This is a genomic window from Suttonella sp., assembly GCF_056855035.1.
This window is the reverse complement of the sequence record NZ_JBXGGR010000110.1, coordinates 16570-38842: the sequence shown is the minus strand read 5'-3', so window position 1 is coordinate 38842 and position 22273 is coordinate 16570. Positions and strand designations below refer to the sequence as shown.

At 48.7% G+C, this 22273-nt stretch carries 22 protein-coding genes and 1 pseudogene; 10 read left to right on the top strand and 13 right to left on the bottom strand.

All coding sequences use genetic code 11. From position 1 onward, the window contains the following. The 8 genes from ACJHVI_RS09715 to ACJHVI_RS09680 form a co-directional block, all read right to left on the bottom strand. Nucleotides 1–791: ATP-grasp domain-containing protein (locus ACJHVI_RS09715; protein ID WP_483184523.1), on the bottom strand; the 791-nt coding region annotated here is incomplete at its 3' end. Further along, nucleotides 791–1279, bottom strand: a complete 489-nt coding sequence (locus tag ACJHVI_RS09710; protein ID WP_483184522.1) for a pseudoazurin — start codon at nt 1277–1279, stop codon at nt 791–793. The genes ACJHVI_RS09715 and ACJHVI_RS09710, both read right to left, overlap by 1 nt. Before the next feature lie 11 nt (nt 1280–1290). Beyond that, entirely contained in the window at nt 1291–2073 is a 783-nt protein-coding gene (locus ACJHVI_RS09705; protein ID WP_483184521.1) for an ABC transporter ATP-binding protein, read from the bottom strand. After that, on the bottom strand, nt 2070–3119 hold the full coding sequence (locus ACJHVI_RS09700; RefSeq protein ID WP_483184520.1) for a FecCD family ABC transporter permease: 1050 nt from the start codon (nt 3117–3119) through the stop codon (nt 2070–2072). Before ACJHVI_RS09700 ends, ACJHVI_RS09705 begins: the two co-directional genes overlap by 4 nt. A gap of 2 nt (nt 3120–3121) precedes the next feature. After that, nucleotides 3122–4219, bottom strand: a complete 1098-nt coding sequence (locus ACJHVI_RS09695; RefSeq protein ID WP_483184519.1) for an ABC transporter substrate-binding protein — start codon at nt 4217–4219, stop codon at nt 3122–3124. A 28-nt stretch (nt 4220–4247) separates the two neighbouring features. Continuing rightward, nucleotides 4248–4586 carry a hypothetical protein gene (locus ACJHVI_RS09690; protein ID WP_483184518.1) on the bottom strand — a complete coding sequence of 113 codons (339 nt, stop codon included), beginning with the start codon at nt 4584–4586 and terminating at the stop codon, nt 4248–4250. Next, nucleotides 4541–4831 carry a hypothetical protein gene (locus ACJHVI_RS09685; protein WP_483184517.1) on the bottom strand — a complete coding sequence of 97 codons (291 nt, stop codon included), beginning with the start codon at nt 4829–4831 and terminating at the stop codon, nt 4541–4543. Before ACJHVI_RS09685 ends, ACJHVI_RS09690 begins: the two co-directional genes overlap by 46 nt. 4 nt (nt 4832–4835) lie before the next feature. Next, nucleotides 4836–5939 (bottom strand): ABC transporter substrate-binding protein, encoded by a 1104-nt coding sequence (locus tag ACJHVI_RS09680; RefSeq protein WP_483184516.1) that lies wholly within the window; start codon nt 5937–5939, stop codon nt 4836–4838. A 353-nt stretch (nt 5940–6292) separates the two neighbouring features. Between ACJHVI_RS09680 and hemE the strand changes: the two genes are divergently transcribed. From hemE to cpdB, 3 genes are all read left to right on the top strand, one after another. Next, nucleotides 6293–7345 (top strand): uroporphyrinogen decarboxylase, encoded by a 1053-nt coding sequence (hemE, locus tag ACJHVI_RS09675; RefSeq protein WP_483184515.1) that lies wholly within the window; start codon nt 6293–6295, stop codon nt 7343–7345. A gap of 21 nt (nt 7346–7366) precedes the next feature. Next, nucleotides 7367–8179 (top strand): 5'-nucleotidase, lipoprotein e(P4) family, encoded by an 813-nt coding sequence (locus ACJHVI_RS09670; protein ID WP_483184514.1) that lies wholly within the window; start codon nt 7367–7369, stop codon nt 8177–8179. Nucleotides 8180–8255: 76 nt separating this feature from the next. Next, complete coding sequence (gene cpdB / locus ACJHVI_RS09665) at nt 8256–10232, top strand: 2',3'-cyclic-nucleotide 2'-phosphodiesterase (protein WP_483184513.1); 1977 nt, start codon at nt 8256–8258, stop codon at nt 10230–10232. A 9-nt stretch (nt 10233–10241) separates the two neighbouring features. Here cpdB and ACJHVI_RS09660 read toward each other — a convergent pair. Beyond that, nucleotides 10242–10358 (bottom strand): annotated as a pseudogene (locus ACJHVI_RS09660) (IS30 family transposase); the annotation flags it as partial. A gap of 84 nt (nt 10359–10442) precedes the next feature. Then, nucleotides 10443–11648: a glycerophosphodiester phosphodiesterase family protein gene (locus tag ACJHVI_RS09655; RefSeq protein ID WP_483184526.1), complete on the bottom strand. Its 1206-nt coding sequence runs from the start codon at nt 11646–11648 to the stop codon at nt 10443–10445. 194 nt (nt 11649–11842) lie between these two features. Here ACJHVI_RS09655 and ACJHVI_RS09650 point away from each other — a divergent pair, with 194 nt between their 5' ends. The 5 genes from ACJHVI_RS09650 (at nt 11843) to groL (ending at nt 15989) form a co-directional block, all read left to right on the top strand. Continuing rightward, entirely contained in the window at nt 11843–12433 is a 591-nt protein-coding gene (locus tag ACJHVI_RS09650; protein WP_483184512.1) for a DUF1007 family protein, read from the top strand. Next, nucleotides 12433–13014, top strand: coding sequence for a DUF1007 family protein (locus ACJHVI_RS09645; RefSeq protein ID WP_483184511.1), 582 nt, complete (start codon nt 12433–12435; stop codon nt 13012–13014). The genes ACJHVI_RS09650 and ACJHVI_RS09645 overlap by 1 nt, the downstream gene beginning before the upstream one ends. Next, the gene (locus ACJHVI_RS09640) at nt 13005–13901 is read left to right on the top strand and encodes a nickel/cobalt transporter (RefSeq protein WP_483184510.1); all 897 of its coding nucleotides are present in this window, start codon (nt 13005–13007) and stop codon (nt 13899–13901) included. Before ACJHVI_RS09645 ends, ACJHVI_RS09640 begins: the two co-directional genes overlap by 10 nt. A gap of 128 nt (nt 13902–14029) precedes the next feature. Continuing rightward, nucleotides 14030–14317: a co-chaperone GroES gene (groES, locus tag ACJHVI_RS09635; protein WP_483184509.1), complete on the top strand. Its 288-nt coding sequence runs from the start codon at nt 14030–14032 to the stop codon at nt 14315–14317. Nucleotides 14318–14348: 31 nt separating this feature from the next. Continuing rightward, entirely contained in the window at nt 14349–15989 is a 1641-nt protein-coding gene (gene groL, locus ACJHVI_RS09630) for a chaperonin GroEL (protein WP_483184508.1), read from the top strand. A 372-nt stretch (nt 15990–16361) separates the two neighbouring features. Here the strand turns inward: groL and ACJHVI_RS09625 are convergent, their stop codons facing one another. Beyond that, nucleotides 16362–17378: a phosphoethanolamine transferase gene (locus ACJHVI_RS09625; RefSeq protein ID WP_483184525.1), complete on the bottom strand. Its 1017-nt coding sequence runs from the start codon at nt 17376–17378 to the stop codon at nt 16362–16364. Between the two features lie 166 nt (nt 17379–17544). Further along, nucleotides 17545–18147 carry a hypothetical protein gene (locus tag ACJHVI_RS09620; protein ID WP_483184507.1) on the bottom strand — a complete coding sequence of 201 codons (603 nt, stop codon included), beginning with the start codon at nt 18145–18147 and terminating at the stop codon, nt 17545–17547. A 247-nt stretch (nt 18148–18394) separates the two neighbouring features. Here ACJHVI_RS09620 and ACJHVI_RS09615 point away from each other — a divergent pair, with 247 nt between their 5' ends. Further along, nucleotides 18395–19786: a DUF4026 domain-containing protein gene (locus tag ACJHVI_RS09615; protein ID WP_483184506.1), complete on the top strand. Its 1392-nt coding sequence runs from the start codon at nt 18395–18397 to the stop codon at nt 19784–19786. A 71-nt stretch (nt 19787–19857) separates the two neighbouring features. Continuing rightward, a complete protein-coding gene (locus ACJHVI_RS09610; protein WP_483184505.1) occupies nt 19858–20475 on the top strand; it encodes a plasmid pRiA4b ORF-3 family protein in 618 nt (205 codons plus the stop codon). A 197-nt stretch (nt 20476–20672) separates the two neighbouring features. Here the strand turns inward: ACJHVI_RS09610 and ACJHVI_RS09605 are convergent, their stop codons facing one another. Continuing rightward, complete coding sequence (locus tag ACJHVI_RS09605; protein WP_483184524.1) at nt 20673–22178, bottom strand: inorganic phosphate transporter; 1506 nt, start codon at nt 22176–22178, stop codon at nt 20673–20675. Nucleotides 22179–22273: the final 95 nt, after the last annotated feature.

The following is a 22273-nucleotide window of genomic DNA, read 5'->3' as shown; positions in this document are numbered from 1 at the left end:
GCCGCCTCTCCGATGCGTTCCGGCGGCAAATACAATGCCGGCTCTATCAGCTCGATTTCATTGCAAATAAAGGCATTATCTTCTTGAATCAGTCCGTCGATGCGTGCATAGGCAGGCTGAAATGGCAGGGCTTGCATCAGCGTATCCGCCGCTTCGCGCCAATGCGGTAAAACGCTTATCGGCAGAATCTCAACGCCATAGGCGCTGTTGGCGCGCCATTCTTGAGGCGCCGGACGGCGGTGGATGGCATGGAAATATTCGCCTTGCAGATAAATAAGGCAGACTTCGCCGAAAGGGGCATGAATAAAGGCTTGCAATAATGCGCCCTGCGGATAGGCGGATTTGAGATTGATGCTTTGGGCAAGACGTTGCACGCCTTTGCCGCTTTGTCCGATAAGGGGTTTGATAACGGGATTTTCCCAGCCTGCGGCGGCAATCTGCTTTTGCCAGTCGGCGCGATGTTCCGCCAAGAGCACGATGTTGGGCGTAACAGGCAATCCTTGAGCATATAGCTCGGCAAGATAGCTTTTGCGGATGTTCCATGCCTGTACGGCGCGCGGATTAATCAGCCGCACTTGCGCGGCTTCTAAGGCGGCAAGCCAATCCAAATAGGCTTGCGGCTGTTCGCTGTAATCCCAAGCGGCAAGCGGCAGCAAGGTGGCGCCGCCGATGCCTTCGGGGATAATCTCCTGCCAAGGAAGAAGCTCGGCTTGCAGGTGCTGCGCCAAGGCTTGCAGCACCGTATTACCCTGCCGCCAAGCAAGGCAGGTGGCGATATAGATGTCCGCCATTATGGCGCGGCGGCTTTGTCTGCTTCTGCCGGCTGTTCTGCGGCTTGGCTGTCGATGCTGTCCAGATATTGCATCAAACGTCCTTTGTTCGACATGGCGCGACGCTCCATGCGGCTTTTGGCGTATTCTTTGCTTTCTTCCAAATTGCTCGCTTTGCCGACGACGATAACGCCGTTCATGTTCATCATGCTGTGCGGCGGGCAGGTATAGAGATAGACGCCTTCTTTGTCTAAGATAACGGTAAATTCCTGATCGAGTTCGCTTTTGAAATGCTCCGCACCTTCCGGCACGACTTTGCTTTCCACGTTATGCCCTTTGTTGGTCGGCAGAAAGGTAACGCTGTCGCCGACGGCGATATGCAATACCGCCGGTTCAAAGACCATCGGCTTTTTATCCGCACCAATGTCCAGCATCTGAACTTGATGATTTTTCGCCCATGCGCTGTGGGCAATCAGACTGAATACGCTTGCTAAGAAGATTTTTTTCATGATTTTTCCTATTATGAGGGAGAAAGAATGGCGCGACGCGGCAGAACGGCTGCGGTATTGCCGGCTTCGTCGGTAAAAATATGGGTTTCCACACGGTAAATGCGCTCGATGATATGGCGTTGGAAAATGTGGCTGGCACTGCCTTGGGCTTGGATTTTGCCCTGAGCCAATAAAATCAGCTCGTCGGCAAATTGCGCCGCAAGGCTTAAATCATGCAAAATCATGATAGTAACTAAATTCCGCTCGCGCGTGTATTGCCGCACTTGCTCGAGCAATACGCATTGATGGTGCATGTCTAAGGCGCTGACGGGTTCATCAAGCAAGAGCAGCTCCGGCTCACGCAGCAGCACTTGGGCAAACATGACCATCTGCCGCTGTCCGCCCGATAAAGATAAAACATCGCGTTGCGCCAAATGGGCAATGCCGAGTGTCTGCATCAGTTTGACCGCCGTTGCCAGCTGTTCATCGCTGATACGCAGGCTTAAGGAATCGAGTTTGCCTAAGAGCACGATTTCCAATGCCGTTAAGGAGGCGTCGATATGCGTATCCTGCGGCATATAGCCGATTGTTTTGCGCCAATGGGCGAGGCGTTCATTGCGCAGATAGCGTTCTTTGAAGCTGATTTCGCCTTGAAAAGCGATGTCGCCGAAAATGGTTTTAATCAGCGAGGATTTGCCGACGCCGTTCGGACCGAGCACCGCATAAACTTTTCCGCTTTGCAGTTCTAAGGAAATGGCATCGGCAATACATAAATCGCCGCGCAAAATGCTGACTTGTTCAAGCTGAAGGCTCATAGATTCTTCCTGCTTAAAATAATCCAAAAGAAGAAGGGTACGCCGATAAAGGAGGTAATGATGCCAATCGGGAACAGTGCACCGGGATTGATGATTTTAGAGAGCACCGAGGCGGCAGATAAAAATGCCGCACCACAGAGCATAGATGCCGGCAGAAAAAAGCGCTGGTCTTCGCCAACCAACATTCTCGCCACATGCGGCGCCACCAAGCCGATAAAGCCGATTGTGCCGACAAAGCTGATGACGGTAGCGGTCATGACGGCAACAATCACCAAGACTTTCAGGCGCAGACGGCGGATATTCACACCCATGCTCGCCGCGCGGTCTTCGCCTAAGCGTAAGGCGGTCAATTGCCAAGTGTTGGCAAGTAAAATCACGGTACAAACGGCGGTAATCACGGCGCTGACTGTCAGCGTATCCCATTTGGCTTTTTCTAAGGTGCCGAAGAGCCAAAATAAAATCCGCTGCGAATCTTCGGGTGCGGCGCGGTATTGAATCAGTGAAGAGGCGGACTGAAATAAAAAGAGCAGAGCGATACCGACCAAAACCAAGGTTGCCGAGCTAAAGCGGCGCATCGAGGCAAACAAAAACATAATGCCCGAAGCGAGCATCGTCATCGAGAAAGCGCCCAAGGGCATGGCTATCATCAGCGGCAGACCGAAGCTGCCGAAAACAATCACAATTGCCGCTCCGAAACCTGCCGCCGCCGCCAGACCCAAAGTATAAGGGCTTGCCATGGGATTATTGAGCAGGGTTTGGATTTCCGCACCGCCTGCGCCTAATGCCATACCCGCCACCACCGCCATAAAGGCTTTGGGCAGGCGCATATCATGGACGATATTCAAAGAAATCGGCTCCACACCCTCCATTTTGAATAAGGCGCGCAGCACTTCCATCGGGCTGAGCATGGCAGGACCCGTCGCCAGATCCAAGACTAAAAGAATAAAACAAACTATTGCAAAAGCCATAAGCGTCAACCACCGCTGCTTTTCACGGCGGCGGTGGTTGGCAATAGTCGTGCTAACAAAGAGATCGTTAGCCGACATACTTATTTCGCCTTCAGGTAGAAAGTACCTTCAGGAACAATAGGAAGATATTTTTTGTGATAATCCAAATAAGTGGCTAAAGGATCAACATCTGCAAAGGCTTCGGGATAGAGGGTTTTGGCAATGAATTGAATGGAAGCCGCATCGGCTAAGGTGCGCGAAGCGCCTTGATAAATGCCGTAGAGGCGGTCGTTTTTAATCGCAGATAATTCGGACCAACCGCTGCGCGCCTTATAACCCGCCAAGCGTTTCTGCGCTTCCGCTTCGTCAATATGGATACCCATGACCATGGCTTCGGCATTCTTTTTCAGCTCGGTTTCGCGTGCTGCAATTACGACCACATCGGGATTCGCCGCAATCACTTGCTCGGGATTCATCGGACCGGCGTATTCCACATGCTCGGCAGCGATATTGTCGCCCATCGCCTGCACTGCCAAAGGTCCCCACATGGTATTGCCGAAGCTGTTACCCTGTTCTGTCGGTCCTTTGTTGCCGAATTCGATATAGACTTTCGGCTTGGGCTGACCGGATTTCTCCACGCGCGCATGCACATCTTTCACAACGCCTTCATACCAATCGGCGATTTCTTTCGCGCGCGCTTCCTGACCGGTGATTTCGCCCAAAACGCGTGTGCTGTCCAAATGCAAATTCAATTGCTCTTTGTTGTAATCCAAAACTACCACGGGAATACCCGCTTTTTCCAAAGGCTCAAGATCAGGCTCCAACACCTGCCATTGCCATTCGCCGAGAATGACCAAATCAGGTTTCAGCGACAAAACTTTCTCTACGGAAAAAGTACCGACTTCCACTTCGCCCACATCCGCCAATTCATTAAGCTTGGGCAGGGTTTTGCTATAGACTTCCCAGCTGGTCGGCGTCCAATCCGTCCATACCGCTTTGGAAAAGCCGACCACATTGTCTAAGGCTTTTTCGCCGCCGACGGCAAGATAATCGGTGTAATAAAAGCCGAGCATAATGCGCTTGGCAGGCACATCGACCTTCACTTCGCGCCCCAGTACGTCTTTGATGGTTTTCACTTCTGCATAAGCAGTGCCCAAAGAAGCGGCGATAGCTGCCGCGACCAGTAGTTTTTTCAGCATGGTTGCTTCCCTATGGTTAAAAAATTGGTTATTCAAAAATATGGCGATATTTATCTTTCTGTAATTCTTTATAAGCATTTTTGCAATTAGTATAAAACGAAAGGATAGATGTGGATATTGTAACAAATAAAAATACTAATGTGATGTGGATAATAAATTTTACAGTATCTGTTATTTGATAATTGCTTAATAAGAAAGCAACATATAAAAATAAAGAAAATATCATTATTAATCCTACAATTAATGCGGTAGTAGGATTACCATTTTTCTTATACAAATATTTGCCTTCTTCCGAATTGTATTCAATATAACCAAACCCTATCAATGCACCGCCTTTAGCCCAAACAACATTGAATATCCCATCCATATCAGATTCTTTTTATCTATTAAATCATCCAATTCATTTACAGATAGATTATTTAAAATAGGAATTTTCTTTTGAGCAAACTGTCTGGTGAGGATAGTGCTGTTATTTTCTATATGTTTAGGTCTTTCTATATTGAGATATTCTTCTATTTCCTCTAATTTATTTCTGTCGATCTTTTTGCTATCTAGCAAGGAATAAGGAAAAACCAATCCTATAAATCTGAGGAAAATAGAAAAAATTTCCATAGCTTTATTTCTCTTGTTTATTGAGATTCAAGAAAAACGTGCCTTTCGGCGTAATCGGCAAATAATCGGCATGGAAATCCATATAGGTTTTCAGCGGATCGACATCGGCAAAGGCTTCGGGATACAGGGCTTTTGCCATAAATTGCGCGGCAGCCAAATCGCTTAAAGAACGCGAAGCGGTGTGATACAGGCCGTAAACACGTTGATTTTTCACCGCCGGCAATTCCGCCCACCCTGCGCGCGCGACAAATCCTGCCAAGCGTTTGCGCGCATCTTCTTCTGCAATATCAATGCCCATCGCCATGATTTCCGGCGCGGTTTCCACATTGTTTTCCGTGCCGCTAATAATGATGACCTCAGGCTGGGAGCTGATGACCTGCTCGGGATTGAGTTGTCCCCAAGACTCGATATGCGGCGCGCTGATATTGTCGCCGCCGACTGTCTCGGCAATCGCGCCCCACATGTTTTTGCCGAAAGTAAAGCTGTGTTCGCTTGGGCCTTTATTGCCGAATTCCACATAAATCTTAGGTTTGGCGACATTAGCTTTTGCTACCCGTTCCTGAATATCGGCAATGCCGGCGGCATATTCCTCGCCGATTTTTTTGCCGCGAGCCTCTTCGCCGCTCAAGATACCGAAGATTTCCGCGCTTTTGCGGTGGTTTTCCACCGTTTGATCATTGAAATCCACCACCACTACCGGTACGCCCGCTTTTTCAAAATACGGCAATTCGCTTTCCAAGGCGCCCATCTGGATTTTCGGCACAATCAGCACATCGGGGTTTAAAGCAAGGGCTTTTTCGGTCGAGAAATTATTATTGGTGGCATAGCCGACATCGGCGATATTGGCCAAATCCGGCATTTTTTCCACATACAGTCCCCAGCTGCCGGGATTGAATTTTTCCCAGAATTCGCGCGAGATGCCGACCACCTGTTTGAAATTCTCCGCACCTGCAACGGCAATATAATCCGGATAATAGAAGGTCAGAATCGCGCGTTTGACCGGCACATCGACCGAGACTTCGCGCCCCATGACGTCTTGAAAGGTTTTGACTTCCGCAGTAGCGGCACAAGCAGCGATAGCCGCCGCCAAAGACAATAATTTACGCATAATATACCTTTGAAAATAAAAAAATCGCGCATATCTTCCTTCTTGGATAAGATAAAGTCAATGCGAAAATTTCGCATTTCAATATTTTCATTGCTTAGCATTTTGCTCTAAGAATCTGTATTTATGAATAAATCAAACACATTCAAACCTTAATACTTTTCATGACAAGCCGATATTGGCAAATATATCGGGATAATGATTGAAAAGAACCGCAGCCAAAGCGGGGCACGACTTGTCAATAGCGGTGTTAAGGCTTGAAATGCCTAAGGCGAATCTTGATAATGCCCTCTGGCAAGACTTGCGCTGCAAGGCGGCTGATTTACGTTCTATTTCGACAAAAAAGAGGAATTGTTATGCAAAATGATGTCTTTCTGCGCGTGCTGCGCGGGGAAAAAGTAGAAAGAACCCCTGTGTGGATGATGCGCCAGGCAGGACGTTATTTGCCTGAATACCGCGCCACGCGCGAACAGGCGGGCAATTTTATGGATTTATGCCGCCATACCGAGCTTGCCTGCGAAGTAACCTTGCAACCGCTGCGCCGCTTCGCTTTGGATGCGGCGATTTTATTTTCCGATATTCTGACCATTCCCGATGCGATGGGTTTGGGGCTGCGTTTTGTCAAAGGCGAAGGCCCGCAGTTCGCGCGCACGGTGCGCAGCTTTCAAGAAGCGCAAGACCTGCCTTTGCCGCCCGACGGTTCATTGGATTATGTCTTTGATGCGGTCAAAATGATTCGCCGCGAACTCAATGGCGCCGTGCCCTTAATCGGTTTTTCGGGCAGCCCTTGGACATTGGCGACTTATATGATTGAAGGCAGCGGCAGCAAAGACCATGCGCGCGCCAAAGCCCTTGCCTATCGCGAGCCGCAAACTATCGCTTTATTATTGGACAAACTCTGCCAAGCGGTCAGCGATTATTTAAATGCGCAAATTGCCGCCGGCGCACAGGCGGTCATGATTTTTGACAGCTGGGGCGGCGCATTGCCGCATTGGGCATACGAAGATTTGTCTTTGCAATATATGCGCCGCATCGTGGCGAATTTGCAGCCCGACAGCGAGGGCAATGCCGTGCCGGCGATTGTCTTTACCAAAGGCGGCGGACAATGGCTGGCGCAGATGAAAGACTGCGGCGCGCAAGCCCTAGGCTTGGATTGGACGACTTCTTTAGCGCAAGCGCGCAAAATCGTAGGCGAAAACATTGCCTTGCAAGGCAATCTTGATCCGGCGATGTTATTGGCAGACCCTGCCGCCATTCGCCAAGCGGTGCAAAATACCTTGGCGGATTACGGGCATGGGCATCGACATATTTTTAATCTTGGACACGGAATTACTCCCGATGTGCCGATTGAAAATGCTCAGGCGATGATTGATGCGGTGCATGAATTCAGCCCTGCTTATCATCAATAGTCTTTTTAACAAGGAGAAATCATGAAACAATTGAGTATCAATGTATTGGCTCTTGCTTTATTGGCAGGTTGCGCCGGCGGCATCACTGGCGAGAAGCCCGCTGTCGAAGCCCAATTGCAGAATCAGGCGGCTTTGGGCGTGGTATGGATGCAGCAGTCCGGCGAATACAATGCGCTGGCGTATCAGGCATTTAATTATGCCAAACAAGCCTTTGATTCTGCCAAAGCTGCAAAAGGCAAGAGAAAAGCCGTTGCCGTTGACCTTGACGAAACCTTAATTGACAACAGCCCTTATGCCGGCTGGCAAGTGAAAAACGGTCAGCCTTTCAGCGGCGAGACCTGGACGCAATGGGTGAACGCCAGAGAATCGGGCGCGATTGCCGGCGCAGTGGAATTTTCCAATTATGTCAATGCCAACGGCGGCACGGTATTCTTCGTTTCCAACCGCCGCGACGATGTGGAAAAAGCCGCGACCATTGACGATATGAAACGCCTAGGCTTCCACAATGTGAGCGAAGAAACCTTGTTCTTGAAAACCGACAAATCCAATAAATCGCCGCGCTTCAAAGCCATTGAAGATCAAGGCTATGAGATTGTTTTATATGTCGGCGATAACTTGAACGATTTCGGCGACGCCACTTACCGCAAATCCAATGCCGAACGCCGCGCTTTCGTTGATGCCAATCAAGCGCAATTCGGCAAAAAATTCATTATGTTGCCGAATCCTAACTACGGCGATTGGGAAGGCGGCTTAGACAGCGGTTATTACAAAGGCGATACACAGAACAAACTCAATATCCGCCAAGCGGCAATCAAAGATTGGAGCGGAAAATAATCCCTCCCCTGACAATCCGACTGCAGTGCAGTCGGATTTTTAATTAGGTTTAACAATATTTTAAAAAGGATTTTCTATGATTAACAGACGTCGTTTTATTCAAATTGGGGCAAGTACTCTTGTGGCAATTAGCAGCAGTCGTTTGGCTTTTGCTGCTGCCGGCAGCAGCACCGTAAATTTGCGCATCGTCGGCACGACCGACGTGCACGGTTTCCTAACCGATTTCGACTATTACAAAGACGCACCGACAGAGAAATTCGGCTTCAGCCGCGCCGCAAATTTAATCAAGCAGGCCAGAGAAGAAGTGCCTAACAGCGTATTGGTGGACAATGGCGATCTTATCCAAGGCAATCCGATTTCCGATTATCAGGCGGCGGTCGGCGCTAAAGAAGGTCGTCCCGAGCCCTCGATTATGGCATTAAACGCCATGCATTATGATGTCGGCACGCTGGGCAATCATGAATTTAACTACGGTCTGCCCTATTTGGAAACGGCGATGAAAGAAGCCGAATTCCCGATTATCAATGCCAATATCGTGAAAGCCGGCACGGAAGAACCGGCATTCCAGCCTTATTTCATTCAAGAAAAAGAAGTATCGGCGCAAGACGGCGGCAAGCATACCATTAAAATCGGCTATATCGGTTTTGTACCGCCGCAAGTCATGATTTGGGACAAGGCAAATCTGGAAGGCAAAGTAGAAGCGCGCGATATCGTCAAAACGGCTGAAAAATATGTACCGCTCATTAAAGAAGCGGGGGCGGATATTATTGTTGCTTTGGCGCATACCGGCTCTTCCGACGAGCCCTATCAGGAAGGCGCGGAAAATTCCGCTTTCTATCTGGCGGATGTGGCAGGCATTGATGCGATTATTTTCGGTCATTCCCACCGTCTATTCCCCAATAAAGAATTTGCACAATCGCCGCATGCCGATATTGAAAAAGGCACGGTCAAAGGCGTGCCAGAAGCGATGGCAGGCTATTGGGCAAACAATATCAGCGTGATAGATTTGACGCTTGGCAAAGAAGAGGGCAAATGGCTGGTTTTAGACGGCAAAGCCGCTATCCGTCCTATTTACGATGCCGAGAAAAAAGCCGCAACCACGGAAAACCATGCGGAAATTGCCGCTCTGCTCCAACCGGTTCACGAAGCGACGCGCCAATTTGTTTCCCAACCGATCGGACATGCTACCGACAATATGTACAGCTATTTAGCTTTGGTGCAAGACGACCCCACAATTCAAATCGTCAATGCCGCACAAAAAGCTTATGTGGAAAACGCCGTCAAAGCTTTGCCTGAATTGGCAGGTATTCCAATTTTAAGTGCCGGTGCGCCGTTTAAAGTCGGCGGACGCAAAAATGATCCGAGCGGCTACACTGAAGTCAATAAAGGGGAATTGACTTTCCGCAATGCAGCAGACCTTTATCTCTATCCTAATACCCTCGTGGTCGTCAAAGTCACCGGCGAAGAGCTGAAAGAATGGCTGGAATGCAGTGCCGGCATGTTCCACCAAATCGATCCAAAGAGCGAAAAAGCACAAAGTCTGCTCAATTGGGAAGGTTTCCGCACTTATAATTTCGATGTTATCGACGGTGTGGAATATCAATATGATCTCACTCAGCCTGCCCGCTATGACGGCGACTGTAAGCTCATCAATCCCGAAGCGCATCGTGTCGTCAAACTCACTTATCAAGGAAAACCTGTCGATCCCAAAGCAGAGTTTTTAATCGCCACGAATAATTACCGCGCTTACGGCAATAAATTCCCCGGCACCGGCGACAAGCATATTGTTTTCGCCTCCCCTGATGAAAACCGCCAAATCTTGGCAAATTTCATCTCGGCGCAGAGCAAAGAGCATGGCAAAGTCAGCCCCAAAGCGGACGGTAACTGGCGGATTGCGCCGATTGCCGGCGATGTCAAACTCGATATCCGTTTTGAAACCTCGCCTAGCGAAAAAGCGCAAAGCTTTATTCAGGAATACGCCCAATATCCGATGAGCCAAGTCGGTACGGACGAAGTCGGCTTTGCTATTTATCAGATAGATTTGAGCAAATAAGCCCTGCTTGGTATAGTCAAAGAATTGAAAAAGTATTACGGCGTTGGCTCGCCTTGCCGTACGCTCTTGTACTGTCTGCGGCTCGCCGCCTTGTACTACTTTTTCACTTCTCCGACTATAGTCCATGCAATAGCCGCCCCGAGAGGCGGCTATTTTTATCGTGCCCCATCAAGACAATCCATTGCCTTGGCGGGAAATGAAAGAGAAGTTTTACAATCCTTTGCAATTCGCGTAATAAGTTACCGTTGCCGGCCAATCGCTAAACAGCGCCACAATGCCGACGTCTTGCGCCAATACGTCCAAGACTTTGAGCAAATCGCTGTCTTTTTTGATGAGATCATTCAAGCCGCTGTAATACCAGCCGCCGCCGTTCGCCAAAGGTCCGGAGCGTTCGATTGACCATGAAATGAGTTTGAAGCCATGCGATTTGGCGACTTTGGCATAATCGGAAGGCACAATCTTGCCGTCTTGATTGGCAAGCAGCATCGGCATGGCGGGTGACAAATAATTCAAACCGTCTTCGCGCAGCTTCGGCATTTCGGCAATACGCGCGGCGGTATCGAGTTCCTCATCTAAAAATACGGCTTGCTTGCCGAAATCGCCACCGTTTTTGATCCAATACTGCACATCGGCATAATTAAAGGATTGCGGGAAGACCTCGCTTGCCGCCACGCCTGCCGCTTGGTATTCATCCAGCAATTTTTGCGCATATTGTTCCTGCGTAAAGCCCTCGAAAGGCATTGCCACGACCGGCGTTTTCAGCTCGGGCGTCATTTTCACGCCCAAAGTCTTGAATAATTCAATCGATTCCTGATGCGTCATCAAAGTGCCGTTTTGGCTGTACAAATCGGTGCGCCAATTCGGCGTTGCCGCCATATATTCTTCCACCGTGCGCGCTTTGGGATTGCCGGCGTCCATTTTGCCTTTCAGGCTTTTGAATTCCGCCAGCGTGATGTCTGAAGTACGGCATTCCACTTTCGCTTCTTCAAGCAGCGTGCCGGCTTCGTCATATTTAGCCGGAGTAAAAGGCACGCTGCATTTCTCCGCCAAAGGCGTGGCGAGAATATTGGTCGTGGTGTGCAAATCGTTTTGCGCATGACGACAGACCAGCTCTTTGTCTTTGGTAAACGCCACATCGCATTCGATGATGCCCGCGCCTTGGCGTGCCGCAGCCAGATAAGCTTGCAGCGTATGCTCGGGGAATTGCAAAGGCGCACCGCGATGTCCGATGCTGAACTCCGTTTTTTGCGGACTTTGCGCGCTGCAGGCGACAAGGCTGTCTTTGAGTTCGCCAGCAGGCAAATCGTCAATCAGATAAAAGGGGCGCGCGCCGTAGCTATAGGCTTTAACAGGAGTAAATTCCTGCGCCTGCGCTTGCAATGCCAGCAAAGATAAACACAACAAAGTTTTTTTCATCATATGCTCCGTGGTTAAAAGAGGCGATTAATATAGCAAATTCCCTAAAAGTTTATGTTATTTTTGTCGTGTGAATAGAAGAAAAACACAAATATGAACTTTTTTCATCAGACCTTATCTTTTTATATCAGCATTTTGTCATGCCGCCGACGGCGCATTTGCCGTATCATAGCGGCTTTTTTGACGGGACGATTATGCGCAGATTAGCAGCATTTTTATTAATGACCGCCATACCGGCATGGGGGCATCCGCATGTGTGGATAGACGTGGAGATACACCCCCTGCAAGACGCGCAGGGGCGTATTGCCGCCCTGCGGCAATCATGGCAATTCGATCCTTTTTATTCCACCTTACTACTGGAAGAAATCCTACAGGGGGAAACGCCCGAGCGCCGCCAAGCCTTATGGCAGGATTTGGAAGGCGATATTCAAGCTGCACTTAGTGATGAGGGTTTATACACTTTTCCGCGCCGTCAATTTGCCGCACCGCGCGATCTAAAGCTTGTGCAAAAAGGCAATGATTTGTTCGTCGAAGCGGAACTGCCCTTGCTCGAGCCAAGCAAGTATCTGCAATATCAAATTTATGAGCCTGAATATTATGTGGAAATTCTGCATGCCAAAGCGCAGCCGCTGCAAATCGGCGGCTGTCGTTTGACGATTACGCCGGCAGAACCCAGCGAAGAAAAATATATGGAGGCGGCGGCATTAGATAAGAATCAGAAAGGCGATCCGAATTTGGGGCGCTTTTTTGCCGAAACGGCAGAATGGATGTGTCGGGAAAGCTGATGCGTTGTTTCAAAACCCTCATTCTATGTGCATTTTTCTTGACGACGCGCTATGCCGCCGCCCATCCGCATGTGTGGATATTGATTGAAGTGCAGCCGCGTCTGAATGCGGCGGGAGAAATCACGGCCTTACAGCAGCGCTGGGTCTTCGATCCGATGTACAGCCTGATATTTATTGAAGAAATGAACCGATTACCCGCGGCGGAACAGGCGCACTATTGGCATAAAGTCGAAGACCTGATTCTCAAACCCCTGTTTGCGGAAACATTTTACACCCACCCGAAAAACGCATTCGGCGAGGCGCAGAACGCACGTTTATATCCATCGCAAGACGAGCTGATTATCGAAGCGGAGCTGCCCTTGCTCAAGCCGACAAAATCCCTTTATTATCAAGTTTACGAACCGAGTTATTACGTGGAAATTTTGCACCATCCCGAACAGCAACGCCTTTTCGGCGCCTGCACATTGAGCGTCAGCGATGAAAAACCTGCCGGTATTCGAGAAGAAGCGGCGGCAGACAGCGCGCTTATTTATGATATAGGGCAATATTTTGCCGAACATGCGGAGGTCGTATGCCGATAAGCAAAACCTTGAAATGGCTGTTGCCGCTGCTCTTACTGCTTCTTGTGCTGTGGCTTTTTCAAGAAGAATTGCGCGCCCTGTGGCAGGGCATCGTTTTCGACATTCAGCGCTGGCAGAACAATTACCGCCGCGAAATGACGATGCTGATGCGCCAAATGCGCGGCGGTGCGCAGTGGCAGACATGGTGGCTCTTGGTCAGCCTCGGCTTTGTTTACGGCATTTTGCATGCGGCAGGCCCGGGGCATGGCAAGGCGGTGATTACTACCTTTTTGCTCACACAACCCTCGGGCTATAAAAATGCGCTCTGGCTGGCGGTCGGCGGCGCCATCTTGCAAGGCATCAGCGCGGTACTGTGGGTGGCGGTAACGGTGGGCGCATTGCAATGGTTGATTCGCGATGCCATGTCGCAAATCATTTGGGCGGAGCGCTTGAGTTACGCGCTCATCATTGCCGCCGGCATCTATATGCTTGCCAAAGCCGTTCGCCAATACCGCAGCGGAAGGCATCATCATGCGCACGGACATTGCGGCTGCGGACATCATCATGCACCGCAAGCGCAGACGGCTTTTTGGGCATCATTGCTTGCGATTGGCGCGCGTCCCTGCTCGGGCTCGATTTTGGCTTTGGCGGTTGCCGCCGCTTGGCAATTATGGGGCGTAGGCATTGTCATGACTTTCGCCATCAGCGCCGGCACGGCAATCACCGTGCTCAGCCTCGCCTTATTAACCATTTACGGACGCGAGCAAGCGGCAAAACGCCTCACCCTCTCCGCTGCCGCCGCGCAAAAAGGTTTGATGATGCTGGCTGCAATCGGAGCTTTCTTATTGATTAGTCTAGGCTTAATATTATTATTCAGCGCGCAGCCGCTGCCGATCTTGGGGCTGTAAACGCCTTCAAAGATTAACAAAAGATTACATTTATTTTAGCCGGATTGAAAAATCCGCCCCCAGCCACATAAAGGGGGGGAGAACTTTTTTGCTGGATTTGCCAGTCTTTTTATTTATGGAGTGTATTTATGAAACTGCGTCCTTTACATGATCGCGTGATCGTTAAACGTCAAGAAGAAGAAAAAACCTCAGCCGGCGGCATTGTTCTGCCTGGTTCTGCGACCGAAAAACCCTCGCAAGGCGAAGTGGTTGCCGTCGGCGAAGGCAAGGCTTTGGACAATGGTCAAAAACAAGCGATGAACGTCAAAGTCGGCGATAAAATCCTGTTCGGCAAATATTCGGGCAGCGAAGTCAAAGTGGACGGAGAAGACTACATCATCATGCGCGAAGACGAAATTTTCGCCGTTATCGAATAATTTTTTGTTCTTAATTTTAGGAGTTTAATTTATGGCAGCTAAAGAAGTACGTTTCGGAGAAGAAGCGCGTAAAGAGATGTTGAAAGGCGTGAACATTCTCGCCAATGCGGTAAAAGTCACGCTCGGTCCTAAAGGTCGCAATGTGGTCTTAGACAAATCATTCGGCGCACCGACCGTCACCAAAGACGGCGTATCGGTAGCCAAAGAAATCGAATTGGAAGACAAATTCCAAAATATGGGCGCACAGTTGGTGAAAGAAGTGGCTTCTCAAACCAATGATGCGGCAGGCGACGGCACCACCACCGCCACCGTATTGGCACAAGCCATTGTTACGGAAGGTTTAAAATCTGTTGCCGCCGGCATGAATCCGATGGATTTGAAACGCGGCATCGACAAAGCGGTTGCAGAAGCAGTCAAAGCATTGAAAGAATTGTCTAAACCTTGCAATGACAGCAAATCTATCGCCCAAGTCGGCACCATTTCCGCCAACTCTGACGAAACCGTAGGCGCGAAAATCGCCGAAGCAATGGATAAAGTCGGCAAAGAAGGCGTGATTACCGTTGAAGAAGGTCAAGGCTTGGAAGACAGTTTGGAAGTAGTTGAAGGTATGCAGTTCGACCGCGGCTACCTCTCGCCTTATTTCATCAACAATCAACAGGCGCAAAACGTAGAATTGGATAATCCCTACATTCTGCTGCACGACAAAAAAATCTCTAATATCCGCGACATGCTGCCGGTATTGGAAGCCGTGGCAAAATCGGGTCGTCCGCTGTTAATCATTGCCGAAGACGTAGAAGGCGAAGCCTTAGCGACTTTAGTCATCAACTCAATGCGCGGCATCGTGAAAGTGGCTGCGGTTAAAGCGCCCGGCTTCGGCGACCGCCGCAAAGCGATGTTGGAAGACATTGCGATTCTGACTGCCGGACAAGTGATTTCAGAAGAAGTCGGCATGAACCTTGAAGGCGCGACCTTAGAGCAATTAGGCTCGGCAAAACGCGTTACCGTTGATAAAGACAACACCACCATCATCGGCGGCAACGGCGAAAAAGCGAATATCGATGCGCGTGTTGCCACTATCCACACCCAAATCGAAAACACCACTTCCGATTATGACCGCGAAAAACTGCAAGAGCGTGTGGCGAAATTAGCCGGCGGTGTTGCCGTGATTAAAGTCGGCGCGGCTACCGAAGTGGAAATGAAAGAGAAAAAAGACCGCGTGGAAGACGCTCTGCATGCAACGCGTGCGGCGGTTGAAGAAGGTATCGTTCCCGGCGGCGGCGTGGCGCTGATTCGTGCCATTAATGCGATTGCCGACCTCAAAGGCGATAACTACGACCAACAAGTCGGTATCGATATTGCCCGCCGTGCCATGGAATATCCTTTGCGCACCATCGTGCAAAACGCAGGCGGCGAAGCTGCCGTTGTGGTCGATAAAGTCAAAGCCGGCAGCGGCAATGAAGGCTATAACGCCGCCAGCGGCGAATATGTGGACATGGTTGCCGCCGGCATCATCGACCCGACCAAAGTTACCCGCAGCGCTTTGCAAAACGCCGCTTCTGTAGCCGGTTTGATGATTACCACCGAAGCCATGATTGCAGAACTGCCAAAACCTGAAGCTGCTGCGCCTGATATGGGCGGTATGGGTGGAATGGGCGGCATGGGCATGATGTAATCACGCCGACACACCTATGATGATTTGTCTTAAAAACACATCATCACGCATAAAAAAGCGGACGCACAGTCCGCTTTTTTATCGTCTGAATATTTGAATGTGCTTGCTATTTTATTATTTATAGTTAACTCATGGCAAAATTAATCATTTTTCAATCGGGTAGGTCGGATACTTGTATCCGAAATTACTTAAAATATAAATTTGTCGGATTCAAGAATCCGACCTACTTCTTTATAAATTAGTAGTTTATATATTTATATCCAACACAATTTATCATGCCTGTGCTTTCAGGCATAAGCGCCTAAGCTAAGGTTAAAAATATAATGTTCATATTTGTCATGAATCGACTATATTTAATTTAACAAGCATTTTCTATTCATTATTTTTTGGATCAGGCAACAGGTTTTTTTCTTGTCCGGCAAATCCGGATTTAAGAATTTTGCTTTCTTTATAATTTTCCCAATAAGGGAATAAAGGGGAAGAAAAACGATAATTCTCTGCCGTCCATAATACCGGCTTAAGCGGCGTTTTTCTCTTCAGTCCCATGAAATGCAGTACATTATGGTCTAAGTCAGCAGCATCGAAAGTATTTTCTTGATTAATGCCTTTGGACAGATCCAATTGGCTGTGCCATAAAATAATCAGCACGCGATAGCCGGCTTCTGTTTTGGGGCTGTGTCCGGCAAAATCTTTGCTATGCCCGACTTCATTGCCGTGATCGGAGAGAAAAATTAAGCCGCGCCATGTTGTTTTGTCCTCTTGAATCATTGTGAAAATTTGCTCGAATATCCAATCTTGATAGGCGATGCTGTTGTCATATTCATTACGTTTTTGTTTAACCCAAAGCCCTGCATTTGCCTCTGCCAATTCGGCGGCAATTTGATTTTCGATATGAGGGTCTTTACCGGGAAACAACGCAAATGTGTCGGGGTAACGTGCGGAATAATTAGGATGAGAACCGATTAAATGCACAATAATTAATTTTTTTGGCGCTTGGTCTGCTAAAGCATCGGCAATATAGGGCAATAATTCCTCATCTTTAGAAAAAGAACTGCGGCCGCTGCGTTTGTTATTAAAAATCGCTTCATCGGCAAAAGAGGCAAACAAGGAAGAAAGATAGATATCATCCTGATTGCTGATCCAAAAGGTTTTAAATCCTGCTATTTTGGCATCTGCCAGCAGGCTGCGCTGCGGAATGTAATTTTCTCTTCCTGCCGGCGCATCAGTCAGCATGGCTTTAATTGCCGATAATGTGCTTGCATAAGGAGAATAGGCTTTGCATAGAATGCTGAGCTTTTCCGCATGGGATTGGATATAAGGCGTGGTTTGCCGCGGATAATTGCAAACGCTCATATTATGACTATTCAAACTTTCGGATAAAACGACAATAATACTTTGCTCTTCAGCAAAATAAGGTAAATAAGAGATATTTCTTTGCGCATTGAGCAGCCATTTTTCCTGCCATTGCCGATGAGAGATTGTTTGTTGGTGAAAACCTTGAATTTTTTGATAATAATGATGCCAAAATACAGGGGGGGATAATGCACGGATAGGTTTAATAATCCATGCGCTTATGGTTAATAAGAATAAGATAATTGGTATAATTTGCTTGCTTGCTTGCTTGCTTGCTTGCTTGCTTGCTTGCTTGCTTGCTTGCTTGCTTGCTTGCTTGCTTGCTTGCTTGCTTGCTTGCTTGCTTGCTTGCTTGCTTGCTTGCTTGCTTGCTTGCTTGCGGATAAATATATTCGAAATCTATTCGACGGTAAATATAATAATATCCTGCTAAGCCGCCTAGCCATAGAAAAAGAATAACCCTTGCAAAATAATGATTTTGCTGTATGAATTCGCTGCTTTCTTGCAAGGAAGTATTGGCAATTGATTGGACCACAAAATAAGCATCTATGCTGCTATTGTATAAAATCCAGCTGGAAGAGAGGATAATGCTGTGCAGCCAAAATATGGTCCACCAAATCCAAGTGCCAATCACTAAAAATGTTTTTGATGTATATTTTTTACTGAAAATAAATAGAAAGCAGCCAAATAAAGATAAAAAACAAAGTTTCAAACCGTCGGATTTATCACCGGCAATGATTAACAGATTGCCCGTGAGAATGGCAGGCAGTAATAGCAGGAGATAATGAAGAAGATATTTAATCATGATAATCATAATGTTAGCAATTATTTACCGCGCTATTCTAAAGCAATCAAGTCTGAATTGAAATGCTTTTCTGATAAGTGATTCGTAAAAAATTTTATGATATGATTTTCAAATGAATCTAATGCTAATTAAATCATGATATTACTTGCCATGTTGGTAAATTCTAAGAAAAATTAGTGCTTTTCGGCACTTGCCTTTTGAGCGGCGAGATTGAACAATAGACTGAATGAATAGCCAAAGGAAATCTATGAGACATCACAGCGAAGCCTATGAAGAGCTGAAGAAAGGCGACTATCAAGCGCCTAGCATTTATCTTGCCGCCATCAAAGAACGCATTGCCACGCCCGATATTGCCGCCATCCGCCGCCGCGTGGAAAAAGTATTGCAGCGTGATGATGTGGACGAAATCCTTTCTGTTGAAGAAGGCGAAGACGGCTTTACCAACATCGTTTTGCGCAGCGTTGATGAAGATGAGCCTGATAATGAGTTGGTCAGCCTGTTCCGCATCCGCATTTACGATAATGACGAACCTGAAGCTTGGTCATACGAAGCGGCGGATTACCGCAACCGCAATTTGCTGGAAGACGAACGCAGCGAAATGCAGCAAGCCACGCAGATTCTGGAATGTTTCACCTATTTTGATGCCGATTTTGCCCAAAGCCAGTGGATGCTGCAATTTGCCGTTATCGATGCCATCGCGGGCAGTTGCTATGCCTTGCAAGACATGGTGTCGGGGCAGTTTTTCAGCAGCACTTGGCTGGCGGAAATGGCGCAAACCTACACGTCGCCGAGCTTGGAAATGGCGTATGTGCTGCATGTGATTGTGCCCGAAGACGACAGCCGCGCCGATTTTTGGATGCACACGCACGGCTTGCTGAAATTCGGTTTGCCCGAATTGGAAATCATGCGTGCTTCGCGCAACAATTTGGAAACTTATCAAGGAGTTATCAACAGCGTTTCACAAATTTTGCTGGATAATCCCGAGATTTGGCATGAAGACGAAGCCATTCTCTGCGCCAATACCGAAGCTGGCGAATTGAGCGTGCGTCTGATGCCGTGGCAGCAAGCGCTGCGTTCCGATTTGCTGGCACCGATGAAAGAAGGCTTGTTTAAGCAGAAAATCGAGCGTTTTAGCGGCGATTTGGGCGAACGCGAGGAAGACGATATCCACACCGAGCCGTCTTTGGTGATTTTCGGCGACCGCGACGGGCAAGCCGTGCATTTATCCGATTTCGGCGCGGCGGTGGAAGAAGGCAGCCATATCATGCTGATGCTGCCCAATTCGGAAACCTGGCGCATGTATTGTTTGGCAAAAGAAAAACTGCCGCTGTTTGCAGGCTGCCTGAAACGCCATCCGCCCGAAGAAGGCGTGTGGGGCTATATGATGAAAATCCGCTGCGAATCGCCGTCCACCGAAGCCACCGAGCATATGTGGTTTGTGGTGCAAAGCATCAGCGGCGATGAGGTTGTCGCCGAACTGGTCAATGAACCCTTCGACATTCCCGAAATGCGCAGCAGCGAAAGCTATACCCTGCCGCTGGACGATGTTACCGATTGGTGCATTTATTCCACACCGCTGCAGGCGCGGATTACGCCCGATGATGTATTTCGTTTGCGGCGGTATCTGGATGCGAATTAATGCTTCAGATTTTCTGCGGTAACTATCTCTTATAAATATGGTTTAACTTATCTTTTTGAAAAAACGGAGTAATGATGACAAGTCCTCTGACGCTTGCTTACCAATTACGCATTCATCTTGTGGATAGCGAACCTGAAATTTGGCGCAGAATTCTGGTGCCGGTGGATATGAATTTAGATGCTTTGCATCATGCCATTCAATCCGCTTTTGAGTGGCAGGGCTATCATTTATTTTCTTTTTGGAAAAAGCAGAAGCACGGCAGACGTTCGCCGTCGATTTATCCTACGAATGAAGAATGGGATTTTTTTGATCATTCGCAGAGTGAAGCGGCATCTAAAAAGAGAAAGCCGCAAAGATTGCCTTTGATGTCCGATGTGTTATCGGTGGGCGAAAAGCTGATGTATACCTATGATTTTGGCGATGATTGGGAGCATGAGATTTTGTGTGAGGCTTTACTGATCAAACCTTTACGCATTCGCCTGCCGTATTGCAATGAGGGCGGGCAGAATGCAGCATTGGAAGATAGCGGCGGAATTTATGCTTATCAAGAGATGATGTATGCTCTTCAAAACAGGGAAGATCCCGAATATGAGGAATATGCGCAGGAGATATTGAATGTTTGGGGAGAAAAGATTGCCCAACGTGATCCGAACGCATTTGATGCGAAAAAAATCAAATTTAGGCGCTAAGTTTCGGCAGATAGCCGCAGAAATAGAAAGTATATAAATCGATACCGCATTATTTTTAGTGCTTCGCTTGATAAAAGAACAAGGCGGTCCGGTTATTCGGACCGCCTTTTGCTTGAATCTTATCGTTGAAAAATGAAAAAGTATTCAGTATCGGCTCATCTGATATGAATTCCCGCTGCTTCGACGATAGACAGCAATTAAAAAATCGCGCGCAGGATTAAGAAGCTGGTCGCGGATAGGAAAGCGGCGGAGGGTAGGGTGATAATCCATGCCAGTCCGATGGGTTTCATCAAAGCCCAGTTGGCATTACGGTTGACTAAGCCGATGCCCAGCACGGCGCCGACAAGAATGTGCGTGCTGGATACGGGCAAGCCCATGAGCGATGCCATCATGACGACGGAGGCGGCAGAGAGTTCGGCGCTAAAGCCGGAGGCGGGGTGCATTTCTGCTAATTTGCTGCCGACGGTGGCGATGACTTCTTTGCCGATGAACCAGAGTCCGGCGATGAGGGCTATGCCGAAGGTCAGCATGGCAACCGGCGGAATGGGGGATTGGCTGCTGATGTCGCCGCTTTTGAGTACGTCCATAATGGCGGCAAAGGGTCCGATGGCGTTGGCGATATCGTTGGCGCCGTGGCTGAAGGCAAAGCCGGCAGCGGTAAAGACTTGCATCCATGAAAACATGAGGAAGGTGGATTTGCCGAGGTCTTTGCGTTTTAGGGTTTTGGCGTAGATGAAGGTTGCCATCCAAATGCCGGCGCCGATCATGAAGATGACGAAATAGCTGCCGATGTCGCTAAGCCCTAATTTCATGTTTTTCAGCCCTTTGAAGATGAGCATGGAGGCGATGATCATGCCGCCGACAGAGGCGATAAAGGGCACCCAAGAGTGCAGGGCTTTGTAGGTGTTGAGCGATTGTTTGCGTTGGTCGATTTCGTAGAGTCCGCGGTAGTAGTCGGATTCGAGTTCTTCGGGGTCAAGGTCGGGGTCTTCATAGATTTCTATGTCGCGCGCCATGGCGGAGGCGGCGGCGACTTTTTCCGATTCGCTGAGTTGTTCGAAGTGTTCGCGGTGGGTTTTTTTATAGGCTTTGCGTTCGGCTTTGATGGCTTTTAATTTTTCATCGGCAACGGCGTTGTAGTCCAGCACGTTTTTCTTGATTTGCGAGAAGATGAGATAAGAGGCGATGCCGCCTAAGACGGGCGAGAGTACCCAAGAGGCGGCGATTTGCCCGAGTCTGTTCCATTGAATCAGCGATACGGAGTCGTTGCCGCTGATGATGCCCAGACATAAGGCGCTGCCGACAATGCCGCCGATGATGGCGTGCGTGGTGGATACCGGCCAGCCTTTTTTGGTGGCGAACAGTAGCCACAGGGCGGAGGAGAGCAGGGCAGACATCATAATGAAGACGAAGTTAATTGGCTCAAGGTTCATTTGATTGAGGTCGATGATGCCTTTGCGGATGGTGTCGGTTACCGCGCCGCCGGCGATGACGGCGCCGCTGACTTCAAAGACGGCGGCGACCAAGAGGGCTTGGGTGATGGTTAAGGTGCCGGCGCCGACGCTGGTGCCGAAGGAGTTGGCGACGTCGTTGCCGCCGATGTTAAATGCCATGAAGACGCCGAAAGCGGTGGCGAGGAGGAAGAGTGTGCTGTGGTTGTAATGGGTATAACCCAGTCCCCAGTAGATGAAATAGCCCACCATGCTGATAAAGAGTATCAAAAAGAATCGGTTAAGATTCGCTGTCGCAGATGGGTTTGCGCTGTTGAGCTTGCTCATGGCTTTTCCTCTTGATTTTG

Excerpts from the sequence above, each read along its gene's own strand:
- ACJHVI_RS09615 (WP_483184506.1), top strand. The coding sequence starts at position 18,395 with ATGAGACATCACAGCGAAGCCTATGAAGAGCTGAAGAAAGGCGACTAT.
- cpdB (WP_483184513.1), top strand. The coding sequence starts at position 8,256 with ATGATTAACAGACGTCGTTTTATTCAAATTGGGGCAAGTACTCTTGTG.
- ACJHVI_RS09695 (WP_483184519.1), bottom strand. The coding sequence starts at position 4,219 with ATGCTGAAAAAACTACTGGTCGCGGCAGCTATCGCCGCTTCTTTGGGC.
- ACJHVI_RS09640 (WP_483184510.1), top strand. The coding sequence starts at position 13,005 with ATGCCGATAAGCAAAACCTTGAAATGGCTGTTGCCGCTGCTCTTACTG.
- ACJHVI_RS09610 (WP_483184505.1), top strand. The coding sequence starts at position 19,858 with ATGATGACAAGTCCTCTGACGCTTGCTTACCAATTACGCATTCATCTT.
- ACJHVI_RS09655 (WP_483184526.1), bottom strand. The coding sequence starts at position 11,648 with ATGAAAAAAACTTTGTTGTGTTTATCTTTGCTGGCATTGCAAGCGCAG.
- ACJHVI_RS09685 (WP_483184517.1), bottom strand. The coding sequence starts at position 4,831 with ATGGAAATTTTTTCTATTTTCCTCAGATTTATAGGATTGGTTTTTCCT.
- groES (WP_483184509.1), top strand. The coding sequence starts at position 14,030 with ATGAAACTGCGTCCTTTACATGATCGCGTGATCGTTAAACGTCAAGAA.
- ACJHVI_RS09650 (WP_483184512.1), top strand. The coding sequence starts at position 11,843 with ATGCGCAGATTAGCAGCATTTTTATTAATGACCGCCATACCGGCATGG.
- ACJHVI_RS09670 (WP_483184514.1), top strand. The coding sequence starts at position 7,367 with ATGAAACAATTGAGTATCAATGTATTGGCTCTTGCTTTATTGGCAGGT.
- ACJHVI_RS09620 (WP_483184507.1), bottom strand. The coding sequence starts at position 18,147 with ATGATTAAATATCTTCTTCATTATCTCCTGCTATTACTGCCTGCCATT.
- ACJHVI_RS09710 (WP_483184522.1), bottom strand. The coding sequence starts at position 1,279 with ATGAAAAAAATCTTCTTAGCAAGCGTATTCAGTCTGATTGCCCACAGC.
- hemE (WP_483184515.1), top strand. The coding sequence starts at position 6,293 with ATGCAAAATGATGTCTTTCTGCGCGTGCTGCGCGGGGAAAAAGTAGAA.
- ACJHVI_RS09690 (WP_483184518.1), bottom strand. The coding sequence starts at position 4,586 with ATGGATGGGATATTCAATGTTGTTTGGGCTAAAGGCGGTGCATTGATA.
- ACJHVI_RS09680 (WP_483184516.1), bottom strand. The coding sequence starts at position 5,939 with ATGCGTAAATTATTGTCTTTGGCGGCGGCTATCGCTGCTTGTGCCGCT.
- groL (WP_483184508.1), top strand. The coding sequence starts at position 14,349 with ATGGCAGCTAAAGAAGTACGTTTCGGAGAAGAAGCGCGTAAAGAGATG.
- ACJHVI_RS09705 (WP_483184521.1), bottom strand. The coding sequence starts at position 2,073 with ATGAGCCTTCAGCTTGAACAAGTCAGCATTTTGCGCGGCGATTTATGT.
- ACJHVI_RS09700 (WP_483184520.1), bottom strand. The coding sequence starts at position 3,119 with ATGTCGGCTAACGATCTCTTTGTTAGCACGACTATTGCCAACCACCGC.
- ACJHVI_RS09645 (WP_483184511.1), top strand. The coding sequence starts at position 12,433 with ATGCGTTGTTTCAAAACCCTCATTCTATGTGCATTTTTCTTGACGACG.
- ACJHVI_RS09605 (WP_483184524.1), bottom strand. The coding sequence starts at position 22,178 with ATGGTGGGCTATTTCATCTACTGGGGACTGGGTTATACCCATTACAAC.